The sequence below is a fragment of the Cryobacterium sp. Hb1 genome, assembly GCF_004403585.1.
Taxonomy (GTDB): Bacteria; Actinomycetota; Actinomycetes; order Actinomycetales; family Microbacteriaceae; genus Cryobacterium; species Cryobacterium lyxosi.
Window position 1 is genome coordinate 35,659 of sequence record NZ_SOHI01000006.1, and the last position, 23,217, is coordinate 58,875.

At 66.2% G+C, this 23,217-nt stretch carries 22 protein-coding genes; 11 read left to right on the plus strand and 11 right to left on the minus strand.

The window, feature by feature from the left end; translation table 11 throughout:
- Positions 1–51 precede the first annotated feature (51 nt).
- The 4 genes from E3T38_RS00815 to pdhA form a co-directional block, all read right to left on the minus strand.
- The gene (locus E3T38_RS00815) at positions 52–729 is read right to left on the minus strand and encodes a metalloregulator ArsR/SmtB family transcription factor (protein ID WP_134545557.1); all 678 of its coding nucleotides are present in this window, start codon (positions 727–729) and stop codon (positions 52–54) included.
- A gap of 62 nt (positions 730–791) precedes the next feature.
- On the minus strand, positions 792–2,090 hold the full coding sequence (locus E3T38_RS00820) for a dihydrolipoamide acetyltransferase family protein (protein ID WP_166805364.1): 1,299 nt from the start codon (positions 2,088–2,090) through the stop codon (positions 792–794).
- 9 nt (positions 2,091–2,099) lie between these two features.
- Positions 2,100–3,119, minus strand: coding sequence for an alpha-ketoacid dehydrogenase subunit beta (locus E3T38_RS00825; RefSeq protein WP_241984229.1), 1,020 nt, complete (start codon positions 3,117–3,119; stop codon positions 2,100–2,102).
- On the minus strand, positions 3,116–4,192 hold the full coding sequence (pdhA, locus tag E3T38_RS00830) for a pyruvate dehydrogenase (acetyl-transferring) E1 component subunit alpha (protein WP_134545558.1): 1,077 nt from the start codon (positions 4,190–4,192) through the stop codon (positions 3,116–3,118). Before pdhA ends, E3T38_RS00825 begins: the two co-directional genes overlap by 4 nt.
- 152 nt (positions 4,193–4,344) lie before the next feature.
- Here pdhA and E3T38_RS00835 point away from each other — a divergent pair, with 152 nt between their 5' ends.
- The 7 genes from E3T38_RS00835 to E3T38_RS00865 all read left to right on the plus strand — a co-directional run bounded on the left by E3T38_RS00835 (position 4,345) and on the right by E3T38_RS00865 (position 13,975).
- Complete coding sequence (locus E3T38_RS00835; protein WP_166805365.1) at positions 4,345–5,064, plus strand: metalloregulator ArsR/SmtB family transcription factor; 720 nt, start codon at positions 4,345–4,347, stop codon at positions 5,062–5,064.
- 75 nt (positions 5,065–5,139) lie between these two features.
- On the plus strand, positions 5,140–8,922 hold the full coding sequence (locus tag E3T38_RS00840; protein ID WP_241984230.1) for a nitrate reductase subunit alpha: 3,783 nt from the start codon (positions 5,140–5,142) through the stop codon (positions 8,920–8,922).
- Positions 8,922–10,589, plus strand: a complete 1,668-nt coding sequence (narH, locus tag E3T38_RS00845) for a nitrate reductase subunit beta (RefSeq protein WP_134545560.1) — start codon at positions 8,922–8,924, stop codon at positions 10,587–10,589. Before E3T38_RS00840 ends, narH begins: the two co-directional genes overlap by 1 nt.
- Positions 10,586–11,311, plus strand: coding sequence for a nitrate reductase molybdenum cofactor assembly chaperone (gene narJ, locus E3T38_RS00850; RefSeq protein ID WP_241984231.1), 726 nt, complete (start codon positions 10,586–10,588; stop codon positions 11,309–11,311). Before narH ends, narJ begins: the two co-directional genes overlap by 4 nt.
- Positions 11,308–12,066 (plus strand): respiratory nitrate reductase subunit gamma, encoded by a 759-nt coding sequence (gene narI, locus E3T38_RS00855; protein WP_134545561.1) that lies wholly within the window; start codon positions 11,308–11,310, stop codon positions 12,064–12,066. Before narJ ends, narI begins: the two co-directional genes overlap by 4 nt.
- 9 nt (positions 12,067–12,075) lie before the next feature.
- Positions 12,076–12,429: a DUF488 domain-containing protein gene (locus E3T38_RS00860; protein WP_134545562.1), complete on the plus strand. Its 354-nt coding sequence runs from the start codon at positions 12,076–12,078 to the stop codon at positions 12,427–12,429.
- Positions 12,430–12,562: 133 nt separating this feature from the next.
- Positions 12,563–13,975, plus strand: a complete 1,413-nt coding sequence (locus tag E3T38_RS00865) for a dicarboxylate/amino acid:cation symporter (RefSeq protein ID WP_134545563.1) — start codon at positions 12,563–12,565, stop codon at positions 13,973–13,975.
- Positions 13,976–14,464: 489 nt separating this feature from the next.
- On the opposite strand, the gene E3T38_RS00870 is transcribed toward E3T38_RS00865, so the two are convergent.
- Positions 14,465–15,790 carry an MFS transporter gene (locus E3T38_RS00870; RefSeq protein WP_134545564.1) on the minus strand — a complete coding sequence of 442 codons (1,326 nt, stop codon included), beginning with the start codon at positions 15,788–15,790 and terminating at the stop codon, positions 14,465–14,467.
- A 160-nt stretch (positions 15,791–15,950) separates the two neighbouring features.
- Here E3T38_RS00870 and E3T38_RS00875 point away from each other — a divergent pair, with 160 nt between their 5' ends.
- Together E3T38_RS00875 and E3T38_RS00880 are read left to right on the plus strand one after the other, a co-directional pair.
- Positions 15,951–16,466, plus strand: coding sequence for a molybdenum cofactor biosynthesis protein B (locus E3T38_RS00875; RefSeq protein ID WP_104196015.1), 516 nt, complete (start codon positions 15,951–15,953; stop codon positions 16,464–16,466).
- On the plus strand, positions 16,466–16,888 hold the full coding sequence (locus E3T38_RS00880; protein WP_134545565.1) for a molybdenum cofactor biosynthesis protein MoaE: 423 nt from the start codon (positions 16,466–16,468) through the stop codon (positions 16,886–16,888). Before E3T38_RS00875 ends, E3T38_RS00880 begins: the two co-directional genes overlap by 1 nt.
- A 75-nt stretch (positions 16,889–16,963) precedes the next feature.
- Here E3T38_RS00880 and E3T38_RS00885 read toward each other — a convergent pair whose 3' ends face one another.
- The 6 genes from E3T38_RS00885 to E3T38_RS00910 form a co-directional block, all read right to left on the minus strand.
- Positions 16,964–17,203: a MoaD/ThiS family protein gene (locus tag E3T38_RS00885; protein ID WP_134545566.1), complete on the minus strand. Its 240-nt coding sequence runs from the start codon at positions 17,201–17,203 to the stop codon at positions 16,964–16,966.
- The gene (locus E3T38_RS00890) at positions 17,203–17,475 is read right to left on the minus strand and encodes a DUF6457 domain-containing protein (RefSeq protein ID WP_104196012.1); all 273 of its coding nucleotides are present in this window, start codon (positions 17,473–17,475) and stop codon (positions 17,203–17,205) included. The genes E3T38_RS00885 and E3T38_RS00890 overlap by 1 nt, the downstream gene beginning before the upstream one ends.
- Positions 17,472–18,152 (minus strand): molybdenum cofactor guanylyltransferase, encoded by a 681-nt coding sequence (locus E3T38_RS00895; RefSeq protein WP_134545567.1) that lies wholly within the window; start codon positions 18,150–18,152, stop codon positions 17,472–17,474. Before E3T38_RS00895 ends, E3T38_RS00890 begins: the two co-directional genes overlap by 4 nt.
- A 139-nt stretch (positions 18,153–18,291) precedes the next feature.
- Positions 18,292–18,801, minus strand: a complete 510-nt coding sequence (gene moaC / locus E3T38_RS00900; protein ID WP_241984232.1) for a cyclic pyranopterin monophosphate synthase MoaC — start codon at positions 18,799–18,801, stop codon at positions 18,292–18,294.
- A complete protein-coding gene (gene glp / locus E3T38_RS00905; protein WP_134545568.1) occupies positions 18,798–20,195 on the minus strand; it encodes a gephyrin-like molybdotransferase Glp in 1,398 nt (465 codons plus the stop codon). The genes moaC and glp overlap by 4 nt, the downstream gene beginning before the upstream one ends.
- Before the next feature lie 3 nt (positions 20,196–20,198).
- Positions 20,199–21,500: a ThiF family adenylyltransferase gene (locus E3T38_RS00910; RefSeq protein WP_134545569.1), complete on the minus strand. Its 1,302-nt coding sequence runs from the start codon at positions 21,498–21,500 to the stop codon at positions 20,199–20,201.
- 294 nt (positions 21,501–21,794) lie between these two features.
- Between E3T38_RS00910 and E3T38_RS00915 the strand changes: the two genes are divergently transcribed.
- Entirely contained in the window at positions 21,795–22,199 is a 405-nt protein-coding gene (locus tag E3T38_RS00915) for a molybdopterin-binding protein (protein ID WP_104200183.1), read from the plus strand.
- Positions 22,196–23,017: a molybdate ABC transporter substrate-binding protein gene (gene modA / locus E3T38_RS00920; protein ID WP_166805366.1), complete on the plus strand. Its 822-nt coding sequence runs from the start codon at positions 22,196–22,198 to the stop codon at positions 23,015–23,017. Before E3T38_RS00915 ends, modA begins: the two co-directional genes overlap by 4 nt.
- The last annotated feature ends 200 nt before the right edge of the window (positions 23,018–23,217 follow it).

Genomic DNA, 23,217 nt, shown 5'->3' on the forward strand with positions numbered 1-23,217 from the left:
AGCCGCGACCGAGCCGCGACCGGGCCGCGACCGAGCCGCGACCGGGCCGGACTAACTCAACTCGACCGGAACGGCATTCCAGTTGCTGCCGAGGTTGACGACGCAGAGGTGCGGGCCGACGAAGGGGCGCAGCTCGATCGCACTGTCGTCGTGGCCGAGCGTGCGCGCCACCCGCTGGATGAGCCCGAGGTGCACGGCGCAGACCACGCCGGGGTTTTCGCGGGCGGCCTCGCGAAACGGGCAGGCCGTGAGCGCGATCGATTGCGTGGACTCATCGAGTTCGGGCGCGAATTCGAGCTGGTCGAGTAATTCGACCAGCGGGGCGGCGCCCGTTTCGGTCGATGCTGCGAGGCCGCCGGTGAAGGCCTCCGACCACTTCTCACCGGCCCGAATAGCCCGGGCCCGGCCGCCGTCGTCGTCTTCGGCAAGCACGCTGGCGAGCGCGTGGCTGAGCTGGTCGCGCGTGTCGGTGCGCGTGGCGGCCACGGCACAAAAGCGGATGCGCGGCCGGCCCCGCTGGCCGGACCGTACGGCCTCTCGTTCGATGAGCTTGGCTGCCAGAAGCTGGTCGAGGTGAAACCTGGCCGTGGTGACGTGCAGGTTCATCCGGTCGGCGACGGCGGCGGCATCGAGCGGTTCGCTGGAGGCGACCAGAAGCTGGAGCACGCTGCGCCGAATCGGCGACGCCAGCGCGGCATGCCACGCGGGAGTGCGTTCGTCGAAATCCACCGTACAAGACTAGCCCGGAATTATGAGCAGTCGCGTACTTTTAATCTTGCGGGGCGGGCAGGCTAGAGAACGATGCGCAACGGTTCTTCGAGCAGGATAGTGAGATCGCGCAGGAACGCTGCCGCGACGGCGCCGTCGAGTACTCGATGGTCGACGGTCAGGGTGATCTTCACCGTTGGTATCGTCACGAGAACGCCGTCCCGTACCGCGGGAACGTCGGTCGCCGCGCCGATTGCCAGGATGCCGGCTTCTGGCGGGTTCAATACGGCGGTGAAGGAGTCGATGCCGAACATGCCGAGGTTGCTGATGGTGAAGGTTCCCCCCGACATCTGAGCGAGGGACAGGCTGCCGGTGCGGGCGAGGCCCGCCAGGGCGCGGGTTTCGGTGGCGATGGCACCGAGCGACTTCTGATCGGCATCGGTGACGACGGGAACGAGGAGTCCATCGTCGGTCGCGACGGCCACGCCGACGTTGACATGGTCATGGCGCAGAATGACGCCGTCGCCCCAGGACGCGTTGACTTCGGGGTGCGCGCGCAGCGCGACCGCGCTGGCGCGCACGAACAGGTCGTTCAGACTGATCTTGGTGCCGAGGGCGGCGAGCGATTCATTGACGTCGGCGCGGAAAGCGACCAGGCGTTCAACGTTGACGACGTTGGTGAGGAAGAAGTGCGGAACGGCCTGACTCTCGGTGAGTCGGCGGGCCGTGACGGCGCGAATGCGGCTGACCGGCACGGAGACGGAGTCGGCCGAAACGGCGGCCGGTGCTGCCGCGACCGGTGCGGCCGCCGCTGGTGCTGCGGCTCGTGGCGCCGTCGGGACAGCGGATGCTGCCGCTTCCTGGGCCAGGATCGCCCTGTCGACGTCGGTGCGCGTGATGCGGCCCTGCGGCCCGGTGCCCGCGACGGTGTGCAGGTCGATACCGTGCTCTCGGCCGATTTTGCGAGCCAGCGGCGAGGTGCGCAGTTCGCCCGTCTGGGCTGCCGTGGGCGTGGCCGGCGTGGGGGTATCCGCCGGGGGGATGACCGTGGGTGTTGCTGCTGCAGCGACCGCGACTGGAGCAGCCGCGGCTGGGGCTGCCGGAGCTGCCGGAGCTGCCGGGGCAGCGCCTTCCGCGACGATGTTGCTCCCGTCGCCGATGCGCGCGACCGGTGCACCGATCGGTACGAGCGCGCCAGCGACGACGAGCAGCTGCTCGAGGATGCCGTTGTCGAAGGCTTCCAGGTCCATCGTGGCCTTGTCGGTCTCGATCTCGGCGAGCACGTCGCCCTTGTGGATCTCATCGCCGACCTGCTTCATCCAGCGGCTGAGTTCGCCCTCCTCCATGGTGTCGGAGAGGCGGGGCATGATGACGTCGGGCATGGCCGGCTCCTACTTGTCGTTCGGGGTAGATGAAATATTGAGTACCTCGCGCACGACCCTGGCGAGATCGGCGGCGCTGGGCAGCGCGGCCTTCTCGAGGGATTTGGCGTAGGGTAACGGCACCTCGGCGGCGGCGACGCGACGCACGGGGGCGTCGAGAAAGTCGAAGACTCCCTCGCCGATGGTCGCCGATATCTCGGCGCCGATGCCGTAACTGAGCCAGTCGTCTTCGAAGACGACGGCGTGGCCGGTCTTCTTCACCGAGGCGCAAATGGTATCGCGGTCGAGCGGCCGCAGGCTGCGCAGGTCGACGACCTCGATCGACAGGCCCTCGGTCTCGAGCTGGCGAGCCACTTCGAGAGCCGTCGTGGTGCCGCGCGAGTAGCTCACGATAGTGAGGTCGGTGCCGGTCTTGACCACAGCAGCCTTGCCGATCTCGGCGACCTGCTCGTCGTTGGAAACTTCACCCTTGGCGCTGTAGAGCGAAAGGTTCTCCAGAAAAATCACCGGGTCGTCATCGCGAATGGCAGCGGTGAGGAGAGCCTTGGCATCGGCCGGGGTTGACGGGGCGACGACCTTGAGCCCCGGAATGTGCGCGTACCAGACCTCGAGGTTCTGCGAGTGGGTCGCGGCGAGCTGCTGGCCACCACCGCCGGGCATGCGAATGACCAGGGGAATGGAAACCTGACCGGCGAACATCGACCGCATCTTGGCTGCGTGGTTCACGATCTGGTCGATCGCGATGAGGCTGAAGTTGATGGTCATGATCTCGACCACCGGGCGCATTCCGAGCATCGCGGCCCCGAGGGCTGCCCCCACGAAACCCTCTTCGGCGATCGGGGCGTCGATCACCCGGTCGGGTCCGAAGTCTTCAAGCAGTCCGGCGGTAATCTTATAGGACCCCTCGAAGACGCCGATCTCTTCACCGATGAGGAAGACCTTGTCGTCACGCTCGAGCTCAGCGCGCAGAGTCTCGTTGAGCGCCTGGCGGTAGGTGATCGTGCGGGTGGTTGCTACTTCGGTGTTCACAGTGCGTCCATAACGGGTTCTCCGGGCAAAGCGGTTGGCATATTTGCCACCGCGGTCGCGTATACATATTTGAACAGGTCGTCAACGTCGGGCTCGGGGCTCTCGTCGGCGAAAACGACCGCCTCGGACACGCGCACGTCGGCGGCCTCGTCGATGGCGGCGGCATCCGTTTCGCTGAGCACTCCGGCGCTGATCAGCTTGGCACGAAAGCTCGGTACCGGGTCGGACTGCTGGGCGATGGTCGTGTCTTCGCTCGAGCGGTAGCGGGCCGGGTCGACCACGGAATGGCCGCGCAACCGGTAACACATGACCTCGAGCAACACCGGCTGGCGCGACTCGCGGGCCTGCCGGAGTGCATCGCGGGCGGCGTCGCGCACGGCAAGAACGTCGTCGCCGTCGACCCGTACTCCGGGCATACGGTAAGAAGCGCCGCGCTTGTACAGGTCCGGTTCAGCGGATGCTTTCTCCACCGTTGTGCCCATACCAAGCCCGTTGTTGACGATCACATAAACGATCGGAAGTTTCCACAGCCCGGCCAGGTTGAGCGATTCGTGGAACGCGCCGATGTTGGTGGTGCCGTCACCGAGCAGACACATCACTGCCGCAGCGTCGGGACCGGCCACTTCCTGATTTTTCAAAGCGAGTGCGGCGCCGGTCGCCGGGGGAATCTGCCCGCCGACGATGCCGTAGCCGCCGAACAGGCGCGTTTCGGCGTCGAACAGGTGCATCGAACCGCCGCGTCCGCCCGAGACACCGGTGACTTTGCCGAACAGTTCGGCCATTACCCGCTCGGGCGACAGCCCGCGCATCAGCGCATAGCCGTGGTCGCGGTAGCCGGTGAACAGATAATCACGGACCTCGATGGCCGCCATCAGGCCGACCACCGTGGCTTCTTCGCCGAGGTTCAGGTGGCAGTAGCCACCGATCTTGGCCCGGGCATACATCTCGCTGGAGCGCAACTCGAAGGCTCGCACCAACGACATCTGTTCGTAATAGTCACGCAGGGTGTCGGCGGGCTCACCACCCGTGGACTCAACTGTTGACTCCGGTCGCGTGCGGGCTTTTGACGCCATGTGATCCCACTTCCTGCGTGCTTCGTTTGACCAGACTAATACTGTGTGCTGAATATTTTCTTTTTCTACCGTGCAGCGGAAGGATCTGCGGGAAGAAAGAGAGAAACTGACCGATTCTGCTGCCGCACATGATTGGCGCCCATAATGGAAACATGGCCGCCCAACCCCCGAGTTACAAAACGCTCGCCAGTCTCAGCCGCATGAACCTGCTTTACCAGTTACAAAGCCGCGGAACGATGACCGTGAACGACCTCGCCGAAGCCGCGGGCCTGCACCACAACACCGCCCGCGAACACCTCGACCGCCTGATCAACGAGGGCTTCGTCACCTGCGCGCCCGAGCCGCGCGACAGTAAGGGTCGTCCCAAAATGCTCTATAGCGCTGCGGACGGGGTCAGCACCGAGCTCGGGTCGATCCGCAGCCGCAAAATCGCGGCCGCGCAGGAACGTGCCGACCAGCTGCGACGGATTCTGCCGCTGCTGCCCGCCGGCCAGGGGTTCGCCGGTTGCTCCGGTCCGGCTGCGCAACGGCAGCTCGATGCGCTCGACGACCACCTCGACCAGGCCGGTTTCGACGCGAGCATCGCCGCGAACCGTGAACAACTCAACCTGCGTGACTGCCCGTACTCGGAAATGGTCAAGGACCATCCCGAGGTCTGCGGCGTGCATTACCGCTTGATTCAGGGTGTGCTGGAGCAGGCCGACGGCCCACTCCGGGCGGTCGGCTTGAACCTCATCGATGCCCCGCACCTCTGCGTGATCGACGTGGTGGCCGTTTCCGGTGCCCGCGAGAGCGAAAAGAGTGCCCAAAAAGCGGATGCAGGCTCGTGTGAACTGGGGCAAAACATTATTCACGGTATTTCGCGGTTGTAGCCGTTTTACCCAGCGGCAAAGCTTATTTCGAGGGTGAGTGCCGCAGCGGCATTCCCCGGCAGGTAAGGGATAGCCGTGAAAAAGCGCATAAACACCAGCACCAGAGTTTCCACCAGCGCCGCGACCACGCCCGGCACCGACGGCCCGGTCGCCGACTCTTTGATCAAGCTCGGCCGCTTTCTGCGCCGCGGCGAAACCAGCGACGACCTGCGCAGCGTGTTCAAGAACGGCGGCCGCGCCGCCGACACGTTCTACCGTGACCGTTGGACCCACGATAAAGAGGTGCGGTCCACCCACGGCGTGAACTGCACCGGTAGCTGCTCGTGGAAGGTGTACGTCAAAGACGGCATCATCACCTGGGAAACCCAGCAGACCGACTATCCCAGTGTCGGCCCGGACAGCCCCGAATACGAACCGCGCGGTTGCCCCCGCGGCGCCGCCTTCAGTTGGTACACCTACTCGCCCACCCGGGTGCGCTACCCCTACGTGCGCGGCGTACTGCTGAACCTCTATCGCGAAGCGAAGGCTCGCCTGGGCGACCCGGTGCTCGCCTGGGCCGAGATCACCGGTAACCCCGAGACCGCCCGCCAGTACAAGAGTGCCCGCGGGCAGGGCGGACTGGTGCGTGCCAGCTGGGATGAGGCCGCCGAAATCGTCGCCGCCGCACACGTACACACCATCAAGAAATACGGCCCGGACCGGGTTGCGGGTTTCAGCCCGATTCCGGCCATGTCGATCGTGTCCCAGGGCGTTGGCAACCGCTTCATCTCGCTGCTTGGCGGCACCATGCTCTCGTTCTACGACTGGTACGCCGACCTGCCGGTGGCGAGCCCACAGGTGTTCGGCGACCAGACCGACGTTCCCGAATCGGCCGACTGGTGGAACTCGAGCTACCTGATCATGTGGGGCTCCAACGTTCCCGTTACCCGCACCCCCGATGCCCACTTCATGGTGGAAGCCCGTTACCGCGGCCAGAAAGTCATCACGGTCTCGCCCGACTATGCCGACAACTCCAAGTTCGCCGACGAGTGGCTTGCCGTGCACCCCGGCACCGACGGCGCCCTCGCGCTCGCCATGGGGCACGTCGTGCTGAAGGAATTCCTGGTCGATTGCCGCACCCCGCGTTTCGTTGACTATATGAAGAAGTTCAGCGACTCCTCCTACCTGATCGCGCTCGCCCCGCGCCAGGACGCCTGGGTCCCCGGCAAGTTTTTGACGGCCGACGCGCTGCCCGGCACCGACGCATCGGTGTCGAGCGCTGCCTTCAAGACCGTGATGCTCGACGAAAACGCCGAACCGTTCGTGCCGAACGGGTCGATCGGCCACCGGTTCAGCGAGGCCGACAAGGGCACCTGGAACCTCGACCTCGAGGGCCGCGATCCGCTGCTCTCGATAGCGGATGCCCCCGATTACGACGGTGCCACCGTCGCAATCGACCTGCCCCGCTTCGACGTCACGCCGGGCGCGGACAAAGCCGGTGAACAGCACGCCGGAGCGGCCGGCATCGTGCGCCGCGGCGTACCGGTACGCCTCGTCGCCGGCGTGCTCGTGACGACCGTGTTCGACCTGCTGCTCGCCCAGTACGCCGTCGGTCGTCCCGGCCTGCCGGGCGTGTGGCCCACCGGGTACGACGACGCGTCGACGCCCGGTACCCCTGCCTGGCAGGAAGAGATCACCTCGGTGCCGTGGCAGGCCGCCGCGCGCATCGGTCGCGAGTTCGCGCAGAATGCCGAGGATTCACAGGGTCGTTCGATGATTCTGATGGGCGCCGGTACCAACCACTGGTTCCACTCCGACACCATCTACCGCGCCTTTCTCGCGCTCACCACCATGACCGGCTGCCAGGGCGTCAACGGCGGCGGCTGGGCCCACTATGTCGGCCAGGAAAAGGTGCGCCCGCTCACCGGATACGGCCAATATGCCTTCGCCCTGGACTGGGTGCGGCCGCCGCGCCAGATGATCGGCACCGGCTTCTTTTACCTCGCCACCGACCAGTGGCGCTACGACGGACTCAGCGCCGACACCCTGGCAAGCCCGCTCGGCGCCGGCATATTCACGGGACGCACCACCGCGGACACCATGGTCGATTCGGCCAAACGCGGCTGGATGCCCAGCTACCCCACCTTCAACCGCAATTCGCTCGACCTCGTCGACGACGCTGCAGTCGCGGGCCAGGAGCCAGCGGAATACGTGGTCGATTCGCTCCGGGACGGCTCGCTCGAGTTCTCCTGCGAAGACCCCGACGCCCCCGAGAATTTTCCCCGCGTTCTCGTAGTGTGGCGGGCCAACGTGCTCGGCTCCTCCGGCAAGGGCAACGAGTATTTTCTCAAGCACCTGCTCGGGGCGCCCTCCGCTGTGCGCGCCGTCGAATCGATGCCGGCTCGCCGTCCGAAGACCATGAAATGGCATGAGAGCGCGCCGGAGGGCAAGCTCGACCTGATGGTCACGAGCGACTTCCGCATGACGTCGACGACTATTTACAGTGACGTGGTGTTGCCCCCGGCCACCTGGTACGAGAAAAACGATCTTTCAACGACGGACATGCATCCGTTCATTCACTCGTTCAACCCCGCGATCGCTCCGCCGTGGCAGGCCAAGACCGACTTCGACATCTTTCACGTGCTCGCCGCGAAAATCTCCGAAATGTCGGTGACGCACCTCGGCGTGCGGAAAGACCTCGTCGCCGCTCCGCTGCAGCACGACACCCCCGACGGTATGGCCACGCCGCACGGTATTGTGCTCAGCGACCAGCCGCTCATTCCCGGGGTTACCATGCCGAGGCTCGTCGTTGTCGAACGCGACTACCCGGCCTTTGCCGCGCAGCTCGGCGCGCTCGGTCCGCTCACCGCCGCGGAAGGCATGGTCACCAAAGGGGTGAAATTCAACCCCGACGTGGAGGTCGCCTACCTCGGCAAGAAGAACGGCCTGGTGCCCAGCGGGCCAGCCGCCGGCCGTCCGCGCCTGTCGACGGCGATCCACGCCTGTGAAATGGTGCTGGCACTGTCCGGCACCACCAACGGCCGCCTCGGCACCCAGGGTTTTCGCCAGCTCGAGGAACGCACCGGCGTGAAGCTCGCCCAACTGGCCAGCGACAACGAGGGCCGCCGATTCAGCTACCCGGATGTGCAGGGAGCGCCGGTTCCGGTGCTTACCTCCCCGGAGTGGTCGGGTTCCGAGCACGGTGGCCGCCGCTACAGCGCTTTCACCATCAACGTCGAGCACCTGAAGCCCTGGCATACCCTCACCGGTCGCCAGCATTTCTACCTCGACCACGACTGGATGATCGAGCTCGGCGAGCAACTCCCCATCTTTCGGCCGCCGCTGGACATGCACCGCCTGTTCGACGACTCGATCGTCGGCGCGACGACCGCGACCGGTGCGGCGGGCTCGGCAGGTCATGCGGAGGTCGCCGTGCGCTACCTGACCCCGCACTCGAAGTGGTCGATCCACTCCGAATACCAGGACAACCTGCTCATGCTCTCGCTCTCCCGCGGCGGGCCGACGATCTGGATGAGCCCGCAGGACGCCGACAAGATCGGCGTACGCGACAACGAGTGGATCGAGTCGTACAACCGCAACGGCGTCGTCGTGGCGAGGGCGATCGTCTCGCACCGCATGCCGGAAGGCACGGTGTACATGTACCACGCGAAGGACCGCACCATCAACGTGCCGGTCGCCGAAACCAGCGGTATGCGCGGCGGCACCAACAACGCGCTGACCCGCATCCTCTTGAAACCCAGCCACCTGATCGGCGGCTACGCCCAGCTGTCCTTCGCCTTCAACTACCTCGGCCCGACCGGCAACCAACGCGACGAGGTCACCGTGATTCGTCGTCGCAGCCAGAAAGTGGACTACTAATGCGTGTCATGGCCCAGATGTCGATGATTATGAACCTCGACAAGTGCATCGGGTGTCACACCTGCTCCGTCACCTGCAAGCAGGTGTGGACCAACCGCACCGGTGTGGAGTACGCCTGGTTCAACAACGTGGAGACGCGGCCCGGCATCGGCTACCCGCGCGAGTACGAGAACCAGGAGAAGTGGAAGGGCGGCTGGGTACGTAACAAGCGCGGCCGGCTGCAGCTGAAGGCCGGTGGGAGGCTGAAGAAGCTCTCGCAGATTTTCAACAACCCCAACCTGCCGCAAATCGACGACTACTACGAGCCGTGGACCTACGACTACGACATGCTCACCACCGCCCCGGCCGGCACGCAAAGCCCGGTCGCCCGCCCGAAATCGCTTTTGACCGGCCAGGACATGGACATCAAATGGTCGGGCAACTGGGACGACAACCTGGGCGGCTCGCAGGAGACCGCCGCAAAGGACCCGATTCTCGCCACGATGAGCGAGCATGTGAAGATGGAGTTCGAAGAGACCTTCATGTTCTACCTGCCGCGCATCTGCGAGCACTGCCTCAACCCCGCCTGTGTCGCGGCCTGCCCCTCCGGCGCCATGTACAAGCGTGAAGAAGACGGCATCGTGCTCGTGGATGAAGACGGATGCCGCGGCTGGCGCATGTGCGTCTCCGCCTGCCCCTATAAGAAGGTGTACTTCAACCACAAAACGGGCAAGGCCGAGAAGTGCACGCTCTGCTACCCACTGATCGAGCAGGGTAAGCCCACCATCTGCTCCGAAACCTGTGTCGGACGCCTGCGTTACCTCGGCCTCATGCTCTATGACGCCGACGCGGTGCTCGCCGCGGCCTCGATCGAAAACGATCAGGACCTGCTCGGCGCCCAGCGAGCCTGCTTTCTCGACCCGTTCGACCCCGAGGTCATCGCCGCTGCCAAGGCAGAGGGCATGGCTGACGACTGGATCGAAGCGGCCCAGAACAGCCCCATCTATAAGCTCATCTCCGAGTACGAGATCGCCCTGCCGCTGCACCCGGAATACCGCACCATGCCCATGGTCTGGTACATCCCCCCGCTCTCGCCCGTGGTCGATGTCGTCAGCAACTCGGGCAGCGACGGGGAAGACGCCCGCACCCTGTTCGCCGCGATCGACAAGCTGCGCATCCCGGTGGAATACCTCGCCGGGCTGTTCTCGGCCGGCGACGTGGTTCCGGTGGAGCTGTCACTGCGCAAGCTCGCCGCGATGCGCGCCTATATGCGCGATATCAACCTCGGCAACGAGCCTGACGAGCGCATTCCGAACGCGGTCGGCATGACCGGCGAGACCATTCAGGCCATGTACCGGCTGCTCGCAATCGCCAAGTACGAAGACCGCTACGTCATTCCCAAGGCCCACGTCGAGACCGCGCGGGAGCTTGAAGAGCTCGGCTGCTCGCTCGACACCGACGGCGGCCCCGGCATGGGCGGGCCCGGATCCGCCGGGCACAGTGGCCCATACGGCAACACCGTGGGCATACCACTCGGTGCCACCGTCGACAACTACAACCAGATGACCGGGCGCCCGAGTGCGACCGCGCCGACCACCCCGGGCCGGGTCAACCTGCTCAACTGGAACGGTAACGGAGCGCCCCAGGGCATGTTCCCGCCGATAGCGGATGCCGGGAGCCCCGCGTGAACGTCGGCACCCTCGGCGCACGGATGAACTTCGGCTTTCGGGCGCCCAAGACGGCTCCGCGAGCGATTGCGGCCGTTCCGCTGACGCCCGAGCAGGGGGTCGTCGCGCACATGGCGGCGTCGATTCTGCTCGACTACCCCGCGCCGGAACGGCGGGCGCAGTTTTCGCTGGTGGAGGAATCCGTTGCGGATCTGCCCGGCGAGCTGCGCCGCAGCTTCCAGGCTTTTTTCACGGCGGTCAACGCGCTCAGCCAGCAGGAGCTCGAAACGCACTTCACCGCGACCTTCGACCTGAAACGCAAATGCTGCCCGTACCTCACCTACTACGCCGCCGGCGATACCCGCCGTCGCGGTATGGCGCTCGTGCGATTCGTCGAGGCCTACCGGGCGGCGGGCTGGCAGCTGGATGCCGACGAACTGCCCGACTACCTGCCGATGGTGCTGGAATTCTCAGCGCTTTCCGATTCGCCGATCGCGCAGGAACTGCTCGCCGCGCACCGCGACGGCATCGAGGTTTTGCGCTCGGCGCTCGAGAAATTCGACAGTCCCTACGCTCACCTGGTTGAGGCGGTGTGCCTGTCGTTGCCCATGATCGACGACGAGACCCGCGAACGCTACCTCAACCTGGTCAATGAGGGGCCGCCGACCGAGACGGTCGGCATGACCTACCTCGGCAATCTGAAGCCGTTTTCCGCGCACGCGAATGAAGATGTGAGAGTATGACCGCCTGGGATTACCTGCTCTGGGTCGCTTTTCCCTACGCCGCGACGGGCGTGTTCGTGGTGGGCCACCTGTTGCGTTACCGCTATGACCAGTTCGGCTGGACCTCGCGGTCCAGTCAGACCTACGAGAACCGCCTGCTGCGCTGGGGTTCACCCATGTTTCACTATGGCATTCTCATGGTGATCGGCGGGCATGTCGTCGGCTTGTTCATTCCCAAGCCGTGGCTGGAATTCTTCGGCGTGACCGAGCACATGTACCACCTCGGTGCGACCTGGCTGGGCAGCTTCGCCGTCGTACTCACCGTTGCCGGACTCGCCATTTTGATCTACCGTCGCCGCCTGACCAAACGGGTGCTGCTGGTCACGACGGTGATGGACAAAGTCATGTACGTGTTCCTGGCCAGTACGATCACCTTTGGCACGACGGCGACCGTGCTGTATCAAATCTTTGGCGGCGGCTACGACTATCGCGGGTCGATCTCACCCTGGATCCGCTCGCTGTATAGCCTGCAGCCCGACCCGTCGCTGATGAGCGACGTGCCGTTCTTCTTTCAACTGCACGTGCTGACGGCCACGACGCTGTTCCTGCTCTGGCCATTCACCCGACTGGTGCACGTGTTCTCGGCGCCACTCGGCTACCTCGTGCGCCCCTATGTTGTCTACCGTTCCCGCGACGACCCTCGAGGCGCCGGTTCGCGGGCGCCCCACCGGGGCTGGGAGAAAAGCGAGCGCCCGCTGGAACGCTCCAGAAAGTAGTCTGTTTTCATGGTGCGGATCAAGAGGGCGTATGAGGCGGCATCCGCTTCTGATGGATGCCGGGTGCTGGTTGATCGACTCTGGCCGCGCGGTGTCTCCAAGGAGAGCGCCGACCTCGATGAGTGGCTGAAAGAGATCGCGCCATCACCCAAGCTCCGCACCTGGTGGAAGCACGACCCGAAGCGCATGGACGAGTTCGCCGTGCGCTACCGCGCCGAACTCGACGGTACTACCGAGACCCAGGCGGCCGTCGTGCAGCTTCGCGCGCTCGCCGCGGCCGGCGTGACGACGTTGGTCTATGGAGCAAAGGACCAACGGGTGAACCATGCGCGGGTGCTCGCCGAATACCTGCAGGAGAAGTAGCCGCACTAGGTCACATACCGCGTGAAGGAATACTGTGCCCCCTTTCGGCCTTGGGAATAAAGGCGCCTGCACGCGGCCGTGGACTCTCAAGGGGCTCCGCTGCGCGGGACAGGGGCGCCAGTGTGACTCACGAATGACAAGAGGAAGTGTCGAACCAGTGACTTCAGTAGTTCCCGTCAGTACCCACGGCAGCAGATTTCCCAGATGGGTGCGCTCGTTCAGCGTTCAGATCATCGCCGCGCTCATCATCGGTCTCGGCCTCGGGCTGATGGCCAAATACACCGGCAGTACCGAAGCGAACCCCAACGGTCTCGGTGCGACCCTGAAAATTATCGGGTCAAGCTACGTCTCGCTGCTGCAAGCTGCCGTCGTACCGCTCATCTTCACGGCCGTGGTCAGCTCCATCGCGAACCTGCGCGCAGTGTCCAACGCGGCGAAGCTGGCGTGGAACACTCTTCTGTGGTTTGCCATCACCGCGTTGATTGCCGTTCTGATCGGCATCGGACTGGGCGTGCTGGTGCGACCGGGAGCCGGAACGGGCATCACCGAGAATGCCGAATACACCGGCAAGACCGGGGACTGGTGGGCATTTTTGACCGGGCTCTTCCCGAAGAACTTCCTCGGACTCGGCGCCAATACTTCCGTCGTTGACGGCATCGCAAGCACCACCGTCAGCTTTAACGTGCTGCAGATTCTCGTCATCGCCATCGCGGTAGGCATTGCCGCGTTGAAGGTGGGCAAAGCTGCCGAGCCATTCCTGAACCTCAACGCGTCAGCTCTGGCGGTCATTCAAAAGGTGCTGTGGTGGATTATTCGCATCGCGCCGCTCGGCACGATCGGTCTGATCGGTAATGCCGTCGCGGTCTACGGGTGGGACACCATGGGTTCGCTGGGCAAGTTCGCAGCCACCATCTACGTTGGCCTGATCCTGGTACTGTTCGTGGTCTACCCGGTACTGATCAAGTCTCACGGTCTCTCCGTCAAGCAGTACTACTCGGGTGTCTGGCCGGCTGTTCAGCTGGGCTTCGTGTCGCGCTCATCCATCGGCACTCTTCCGCTGACGCAGCGCGTCACGGAACGCAGCATGGGCGTACCGCGCGGATATGCATCCTTCGCTGTTCCGCTCGGGGCGACGACCAAGATGGATGGTTGCGCGGCTATCTACCCCGCCGTCGCCGCCATCTTCGTGGCACAGTTCTTCGGAATTCAGCTGGACCTCACCCAGTACCTGCTCATTGTTCTCGTATCCGTACTGGGTTCGGCAGCCACGGCCGGCACCACGGGCGCCGTCGTCATGCTGACGCTGACCCTGTCAACGCTGGGTCTGCCGCTGGCCGGGGTCGGCCTTCTGCTGGCCATTGATCCGCTCATCGACATGGGCCGCACCGCCGTGAACGTGGCCGGTCAGGCGCTCGTGCCCACGATCGTGGCGAAGCGCCAGGGAATCCTCGACGAGACGCTGTACAACGCGCCGCGAACCTCGCAGCCCTTTACGGACGACGTAGCGGAGCCCGCGCCGTCTGAACTGTCCGAGACGCGCGTCTAACCGTTCCGAGTACACGCATTCAGGCGCGGCCCGGCTCACGGGCCGCGCCTGAATGCGTGTGTGGGCCCTGCCGATCCCGTTGATCGGGTTTGCCAGGTTTGCCGGGCGCGTTGCGCGGTCCCTGGATTAGATGCAGGTGTTGCGCTTCTTGCGCAGCGCCCGCACCACGCACGCACGGTGCGACCGACGGCCGTTTGGGCGACGGGTCGGCATCCGCTTCACACAATGGCTGACGGATGCCCGGTTCAAGCCGTCAGGACGGCGAGACCACCGTGTTGCACCGCCAACAGGTGGCCGGTAACTCGCCGGAGACGTAGGCGCCGCACTCCGGACAGACCTGTTCGAGCCAGCAGACCGGGTCACCGCCTGGTGGTTCTTCTCTTCTGGTCATCGGTGACCTCCTCATGTCAGTATGACCCCCTGCTGGCAGGAAAAAACCCGAAGCCCCCCGCTGGAGGAGGAGGAGGCTTCGGGTCGATGGAGGGAGCGTCAGCTCGGGTTGGGGGCACCGGGACGCGCGTAATAGAACCAGGCGAGCCCGGTGCAGAGCACGCAGAAGGCGGAGCAGCCGATGAAGAAAGTGGTCGGGCTCATGCCGGTGAGGGCCATACCCACGATGAACGGTCCGAACGCGGCGATCGCCGCCGTCCAGCCGATCGCTCCGCCGGCCTGCCGCTTGGGAAAGATCATCGGCATCTGCTTGAACGTTCCGGCATTGGCCAGCCCGGAGAAGAAGAAGATGATGATCATGCCGGTGAGAAAGCCGTCGAACTCGTCGACGCTCGTCGGAGTGAGAAAGAATACCGTGACGGTGGTGCCGACGGCCATGCCTGCGCCGCCGATGAAGGTGAAAATGGCGCCGCCGAACCGGTCGCAGAGCGGGCCAGAGGCCGCGCGCACGAGGGCGCCGACGACGGGGCCGATGAAGGCAAAAGCGAGCGGGTTGGGAGCATCCGGAAAATCGCCGTACACGTTGAGAATGATCAAGCCCATCTGCGCGGCCAGGCCGCTGAATGCGCCGAAGCTCATGAGGTAGATGGCGGTCATGATCCAGGTGTGCTTGACCGTGAAGATGTCGAGCTGCTGTCTGAAGTTGGCCTTGATCGGCACACGCTTGAGACAGAGGAGGGCGAGGACGATCGCGAGGATCACCCAGGGGATGAGCACGAGTCCGCCGTTGTGCAGCCAGACCAGTTCACCGTTCGAGTCGCTCTCCGGGGTGAGGGCGGCAGTGCCGAGCAGGCCGAAACCGACCACCCACGGAGTGAGCAGCTGAATGAGACCGATGCCGAAGTTGCCGAGCCCCGCCTGCAGGCCGAGGGCCGTTCCGGCCAGGCGCTTGGGAAAGAAATAGCTCGTCGACGCCATGAACCCCGAGAAGCTGCCGCCGCCGATACCCGCGGCGAACGAGAGTGCCAGCAGCACCCAGTAGGGGGTGGTGACGTCGCGGGCGACGAGGGTCCAGCCGATCATCGGCAGCAGCAGCAGGGCGCTCGACAGGGCGACGAGTACGCGGGTGCCGAGAATCGGCGGTAAAAACATGAAGATGAGTCGCAACAGGCCGGCGGCGAGGCCCGGCAGAGCGACCAGCCAGTACAGCTGGCTGGTGCCGAGGTCGAAGCCGATGTCGTTCAGCCGTGGGGCGATAGCGCTGACCAGGTACCAGGCCGCGAAGCCCAGGGTCATGCTGAAAGTCGTGATCCACAGGGTGCGCCACGCAAGGCGCGAATCCCACGTTTCGTCGTGTTCCGGATCCCAATTGGAGAGGTCCGGCTTCAGCGTGGACGTAACGCGTGGTGGTAAGACGGTTGACATGGGATTCCTCGGCTGGTTGTCGGGCATACGGCCCGCTGCGTAACCAGCCTGTTCGTTTGCCGTTCGGCGTGCACCGCGCAAACACCGTGATAAATGAATTCGGCCCAGAGCGGATGCCGGTAGCCGAACCGCTCGGGCTGCGTCGCGGTAGTGTAGAACGGTGAAAACTCAGCTCAAGCTTGGTGCCGAACTCGGGGCCGTCGTGATCACCGTGTCTGATCGCTCGTCGCGCGGGGAGCGCGAAGACCGGTCGGGGCCGGCCACCGTCGATGCGCTCGCGGAGGTCGGCATACCGTGCGGGCCACCGCGGGTGGTGCCCGACGGCATCGAGAGTGTGGCGGGAGCGATCTTGGCAGCGCTCGGCGATGGCGCTCGCCTCGTCGTGACGACCGGTGGCACCGGCGTCTCGGCGCGCGACCTCACACCCGAGGGCACGACGACCGTGATCCACACTATTCTGCCGGGAATCTCCGAGCGGATGCGCGCGTTGAGCGCCGCGACGATCCCCACCGCGGTGCTGTCCCGCGGTATCGCCGGCATCGCCGATTCGGTCGGCAACAACGGTGCCCTGGTCGTGAACCTGCCCGGTTCCACCGGCGCGGTGCGCGACGGTGTGGCCATTCTTGCGCCGCTCGTGCGGCACATCATCGACCAGCTCGACGGGGGGGACCACTGATGGCTGCTGGCTTCGCCCTGGTCACCGAGTCACTGCTCGACGTGGGCGAACACCTGTCGGCGGTGTCCGATGCAACCCACGGGGCCGTGGTGACGTTTATCGGGCAGGTGCGCGATCATGATCCGGATGCTTCCGGCCGCGTCACGGGCCTCGACTACAGTGCGCATCCCGACGCGGGGCGCATCATCGGTGAGATCGCTGACCGGGTGCGGGGGAAGCATCCGCTGGTGGTGCTGGCGGTCAGCCATCGCATCGGACACCTCGAGGTCGGTGACCTCGCCCTCGTGGCGGTCGTGGCGAGCGCGCACCGCGGCGACGCCTTCGCAGCCTGTGAGAGTCTCGTCGAGGCCGTGAAGGCAGAGGTGCCGATCTGGAAGAAGCAGTACGAGGTTGACGGAACGCATTCCTGGGTCGGTTTATAGCCTCGACCGGTCAGGAACTACGAGCACCGAAGCGACGGGGCGAATCGTGGAAGTCGCGTTCGGAAAACCGGGTGGTCAGCCGCCGGCGAAGGGGGGGAGCACGTCGACCGCGTCGGTGGGTGCGAGCGTGACCGCGTCATCGCCGGCGCGGGCGCCGTTCACCAGCAGGGAACACAGCTCGAGTACGCGCATGAACTCGGTGCCGTAGCGCTCGGCGAGCTCGGCGCGCAACTCGCCGATCGTGCCCGCGTCGAGCGTGGCCGTGTCGGTCTGGGCGGCCTCGGCTGCGCCGGCAAAGAATCGCAGGGTCGCCATCAGAGCTTCTCGGGTGCCCAGTCGCGGGCGAGTTCGCTCGCGGCGGCGCAGGCAGCTTCAATATCGGTGCCCGTTCCACCGTTCTTCGCGGCGGCGAGGCCGATCAGAAAGGTGCTCAGGGGAGCGGCCGGCCGGGCCACGTTGTGGGCAATGTCGCGGGCTGCGTCGAGCAGGTCGCCCACCGGCACGTCGGCCGGGTCGAGCTGCAGCCGATCGGCGAGGGCCGTGAGCCACTCGTCGAGCGCTTCGGGAGGCAACGGTGTAGAGCTCATTCGGGGTCACTCCTTTGGTCGGGCTGAATTGTCGGAGCACCGGTCAAGCGAGCGGTGCTGCTCTCAACATCTTCCCACGTGTCCACGTCAGCGCCGGCTTCGGATTCGTCCAGCAGCCCCGTGAGGTTGAGTCCCGCGAGCAGCTCACGCATGCTGGCACCATTCACGTGAGTGCCCAGTCGGTCCACGGCGGCGCGCAGGGCGGGTGCCCGGTAAATCCCGGCAAGCCATTGGGCGTGGCCGGTGTCGTCGGTGAGGTGCAGGCCCTCGGTCTGTTCACCGATGGTCTCTGCAGCGGATGCTGCCGCGACGAGCAGGCGGGCGGCATCCGCTCCCCAGGGCAGATCGCAGGCGAGTACGAGCACCCAATCGGCGGGTGCATCGGCGTTCGCCGCAAGCGCGGTGAGGCCAGCCGCGATGCCGGCCACCGGGCCGCCGAACGGAGGATCCTCCAGGGCCCAGACCAGGGCGTCGTCCGGTAGGTCGCCGGCGGCGGGCCGGGCGGCGGGCGGGCCGACGACGACGGCGTTCCGGGCGACCGGGCGGGCGTCGAGAACCCGGGAGAGCAGGGTGCGCCCGGCCACTTCGACCGCGGGCTTGAGTGCGCCGCCGAGTCGGCGGCCGCGGCCGCCGGCGAGCACGAGCAAATCGACAGTGGCGCCGGCAAGTGCACTCATGTCGCCTGCCCAGCGGAGGGGAGCGCCTGATTTCGGTGCGCGCTCCGGTAACCGGTGTAGCGGCTACCGAAACTGGGCGCGCCCGTGATGATGGCGGGGCATCCGTTTTGAGCGAAGGATGTGCCGGAATCGCGCCGGGTCAAGCGCGCAGCCAGTCGCCGCTCTTGCCGCCGCTCTTGGCGAGGAGGCGCACGTTTTCGATCGTGACAGATTTATCGAGGCCCTTGACCATGTCGACGACCGCGAGGGCAGCGACCGTGACGGCGGTGAACGCTTCCATTTCGACGCCGGTGCGGTCGGCGGTGCGCACGGTGGCGGTGATGCTGACACCGTCATCGTCAACGATGAGGTCGACGACGGCGCCGTGGACACCGATCACATGGGCGAGGGGGAGCAGGTCGGCGGTTTTCTTGGCGCCCTGGATTCCGGCGATACGGGCCACGGCGAGCACGTCGCCCTTGGGCGCGGTGCCGTCACGGAGGGCGGCGATCACTGTCGCGCCGCAGCGCACGAAACCGGCGGCGGTGGCGCTGCGCACGGTCGGAACCTTGTTGGTCACGTCGACCATACGAGCCTGTCCGGCCGAGTCGAGGTGGGTGAACAGCTGTGCGGGCATGGTCGCTCCGGTCGTGTCGGTGGTGTGCGTCATGATGTCAGCATGACAGTGATGAGGTCGCCGCCGCGAATGTGAGTCGTGCCTTCGAGCACGATGGCGAGCCCGTTGGCCTGCGCGAGGCCGGCGACGAGGTGCGAACCCGACCCGCCGCGAGAAGCTGGGCGTGCCTCGATGATGTCTGTGCTGACGTCTGCGCTGCCGTCTGTGCTGACGTCTGTGCTGCCGTCTGCGCTGCCATCCGTGCTGCCGTCTGTGCTGTCGGCGTCGGCGTCAATGGTGCGGTGCGTGAGGATGACGGGCATGTACTGGGCACGTCCGGGCGGGGAACGCCAGCCATCGACGACCGTAGCGGTGACGGTGCGCCGATGCAGGGTCTCCTGGCCGAGCAGACGCCGCAGCGCGGGTCGCACAAACACCTCGAAGGACACGTAGGCGCTGACCGGGTTGCCGGGCAGGGCGAAGATCAGCGGTCCGGGCACACTGTCGGTGGCGGGCCAGCGTCCGAACCCCTGCGGCTTACCGGGTTGCATCTTGACCGGTCCGAAGTCGACCGTGCCGAGCGGCTTCAGCACGGCCTTGACCACGTCGTACGCTCCGACGCTCACCCCGCCGGAGAGCACGATCACGTCGACCTGGCCGGCCAGCTCGGTCAACACCGCACGCAGCACGTCGTCGTCGTCGGGCACGGCGCCGATCCGTACGGGAATCCCGCCGGCCTCGGCGACGGCCGCCGACAGCAGAAAGGAGTTGGAATCGGGAATCTGGCCGCGACGCGTCGGGCTGCCGGGAGTGACGAGTTCGCTGCCGGTGGAGATGACGGCCACCCGAGGAGCGGGGTGCACGAGAACAGAGCTGGTTCCGGCGCTAGCCGCTGCGGCGACCCGGGTAGGCCAGAGCACGCTGCCCGCGCGCAGCACCCGGTCCCCGGCGTGGGCGTCTTCGCCGGCCCGGCGTACATGCGCGGCGGGCTTGGGCGCCTGAAGGATGGTGACCTGCTCGGTGCCCTGGTCGGTGTCTTCGATCGGCACGACGGCATCCGCTCCGTCGGGAATCGGCGCGCCCGTCATGATCCGCGCGACCTGCCCGGGTACCAGGCGCGGGTTCTGGTCCGTGCCGGCGGCGAGGTCGGCCACGACGGGCAGGGTGATCGGGTTCTGAGCGGATGCTTCGAGCAGATCAGCGCGGATAACGGCGTAGCCGTCCATCGCGGAGTTGTCGAAGGGAGGCGTGTCGGTCACCGTGAGTACGTCTTCGGCCAATACGAGCCCACGGGCCTCGTCGAGGCCGAGCCGCACCGGCGGCAGGGGATCGACACTGCCGAGCACGATCGCAAGGTGAGCGGCAACGCTGCGTGCGGATGTGGCGGGTGCGCAGGCATCCGCCCGCTCGGTGTGCGTGTGATCGTGTGTGCGTTCGGTGTCGGTCACCGGCTAGACCAGACTGTCTGACTGGTCGGTGTTGCCGGCGTCGTCGCCCGTCGTGGCGTGCTGCCTGGTCGGGACGGGCTCTGGCGACTCCCAGCGGCTGCCGATACCCGAGGCGCCCCCGGCGGTGACGAGGTCATCCCAGGCGAGGATCCCGCCGCTGAGCACGGAAACATCGGTGAATCCCGCCTCACGCAGCGCGTTCGCGGCGCGGGCCGCCCGACCGCCGGCGTGGCAATGCAGAATCAGCGGCGTGTCTTGAGGCAGCGCGGCGCGGCCACTGTCTGAGAGCGCTCCATCGGTGAGAAGCTCGCCGATGGGCAAAAGCCGGGCCGTTGGAATCGAGCTTTCGGCGAATTCATCTGGCTCGCGCACGTCCACGACGAGAAAATTATCGGTGCCGGCGCTTTGCGCGGCGAGGCGGTGGACAAGTTCCACGCTCGAGACCTCGGGGGTGCTCTTCATGGCCGCCTCGGCGAGCTCGGCTGAACGCTCGGTGGCGATCTCGGCGGCGGTCGGCTCGGCGGCAATGCCGGTTCCGAGCAGGGGAATCTCGCTGAACCGACCCGATAGCGCGTCGATCACCAGCACCCGACCGATCAGGGGCGAGCCGATCCCCGTGATGAGCTTGATGGTTTCGGTCGCCATGAGCGACCCGACCTGGCCGCACAGCGCGCCCAGCACACCGGCGTCGGCGCAGTTGGGCACCTCGCCCTCGGCCGGTGGCGTCGGGAACAAGTCGCGCAGGTGCACTCCGGTGATACCGCTGCCGGCCGGCGGAGTGGCCCAGAACACCGAGAGCTGGGCGTCGAACCGCAAAACGGATGCCCACACCAGCGGCAGCCCCAGCCGCGCGCAGGTGTCGTTGACGAGAAACCGGGTCGGAAAGTTGTCGGTACCGTCGATGACGATGTCGTAGCCACCGATGATCTCGGCCGCGTTGCTCGCCACGAGACGATCGGAGTGCCGGACGACCGTGGTTTCCGGAGCGATCTCGGCGACGCGCTCGGCGGCGCTGTCCACCTTGGGATGGCCGACATCCGCTTGCCCGTGAACGATCTGGCGCTGCAGGTTGCTCGGTTCCACGTCGTCATCGTCGACGATACCGATGGTGCCCACACCGGCCGCTGCGAGGTAGAGCAGGGCGGGGGAGCCGAGTCCACCGGCGCCGAGCACGAGCACCCGGGCGTTGGCGAGGCGGCGCTGACCGAGTTCATTGAGCTGGGGGAGGCGACGCTGGCGGGCGGTACGCACGGTTTCGGAGGCGGTGAGCCGATCAACGGGCTCGACAAGGGGAGGAATAGCCATGACTTAACGCTAGGCGCTGCGCGGCCCCGCGGCCACCAGCTCGGGGAAGAGTGCCGCCGAACCGCCCTGCACAGAGGCATAACTCCTGCAATCTGTCGCCGCCGCCGTCACTCTGCCCCTATCTGAGCGGTTCGTACCGGTCGGGCTGAGCAATTTGCAGGAGTTATGCGCATGGCGCGGGAGAGCCGGTAGAGGTTTCGGGGACAGCTGGGCGAGGTTTCCGGGACAGCCGGTAGGGGTTTCCGGGAGAGCCGGCAGGGTTGAAACCGCACATGCGGTGCTATCGTGCCATTTATGACGCAATATCGGATTAGTGAGGCCGCCGAGCTGCTCGGCGTCAGTGACGACACCGTACGACGCTGGGTCGACGGTGGCCGTCTCGCAGCGGATGCCGACGCCACCGGTCGCCTCGCGGTCGACGGAACCGCGCTCGCGGCCTTCGCGGTCGACCAGGCGAGCACCCCGACCGACCCCTCGAGCGTGGGCCGCAGCGCCCGCAATCGATTCGTCGGCATCGTCACCGCCATCACCCTGGACACGGTCATGGCCCAGGTCGAACTGCAGTGCGGCCCGCACCGCGTGGTCTCGCTCATGTCGAGCGAGGCCGTGCGCGAACTCGGCCTCGAGATCGGCTCGCTCAGCGTCGCCGTGATCAAGGCCACCAACGTGATCGTCGAAACTCCGGGACGGATGCCGTGAGCCGCCTACCGCAGGCACTGGCCGTTCTGGCCGTGCTCGTCCTGGCCCTCACCGGCTGTGCACCATCGAATGCCTCGAATGACTCGACCACCTCGAACACCTCGAACACCTCGAACACCGATGAGCCGACCGGTCAGGGGCTGGCGCCCCAAACCCTGAGTGTCTACGCCGCCGCGTCTCTGACCGGCGCCTTCGACGAGCTCGCCACCCTGCTCGAACACGAGAATCCGGCCGTCGACGTGCAGGTCACCTACGACGGATCCTCCACCCTCGCCACCCAGATCGCCGCCGGCGCCCCCGCCGACGTGTTCGCCAGTGCCGACCAGAAGAACATGCAGCCGCTCGGCGACGACGCACTGGTCGGCCCCGCCACGCTGTTCGCCGGTAACACCCTGCGCATTGCGGTCGCCCCGGGCAACCCGCTCAAGATCGAAACCCTGAAGGATCTCGCCCGACCCGGCGTCATCACCGTGCTGTGCGCGGCGCAGGTGCCGTGCGGCGCGGCATCCGCTAGCCTGCTCGCCAATGCGGGCGTCAGCCTCACACCCGCCAGCGAGGAACAGAATGTGACGGCCGTCGTCACTAAAATCGCCGGCGGCGAAGCGGATGCCGGCCTCGTCTACGCGACGGACGTCGCCGCCAATCCCGACCGCATCCAGGGCGTGACGCCGGCCGGAGCGGATGCGGTCGTCGGGCACTATCCGATCGCGGTCGTCGCCGACAGCGCGCACGCCGAGGCCGCCCAGGCCTTCGTCGACCTGGTCCTCTCCCCGGCCGGTCAGGCCGTGCTCGCCGCCCACGGCTTTCTTGCCCCGTGAGGGTTCTGGTTCGTCTGGGCCCACCTTGTGATCGCAGGCCCAGGTTAGAACCTGGGCCTGCGTTCCGGGCCCGGGCCCGGGCCCGGAACGACACCCGGAACGGAGCCGGAAACGGAGCCCGGAACGACACCCGGAACGACACCCGGAACGACACCCGGAACGGAGCCGCGACCGGAGCCGCGAACGAATCCAAGAGGTGG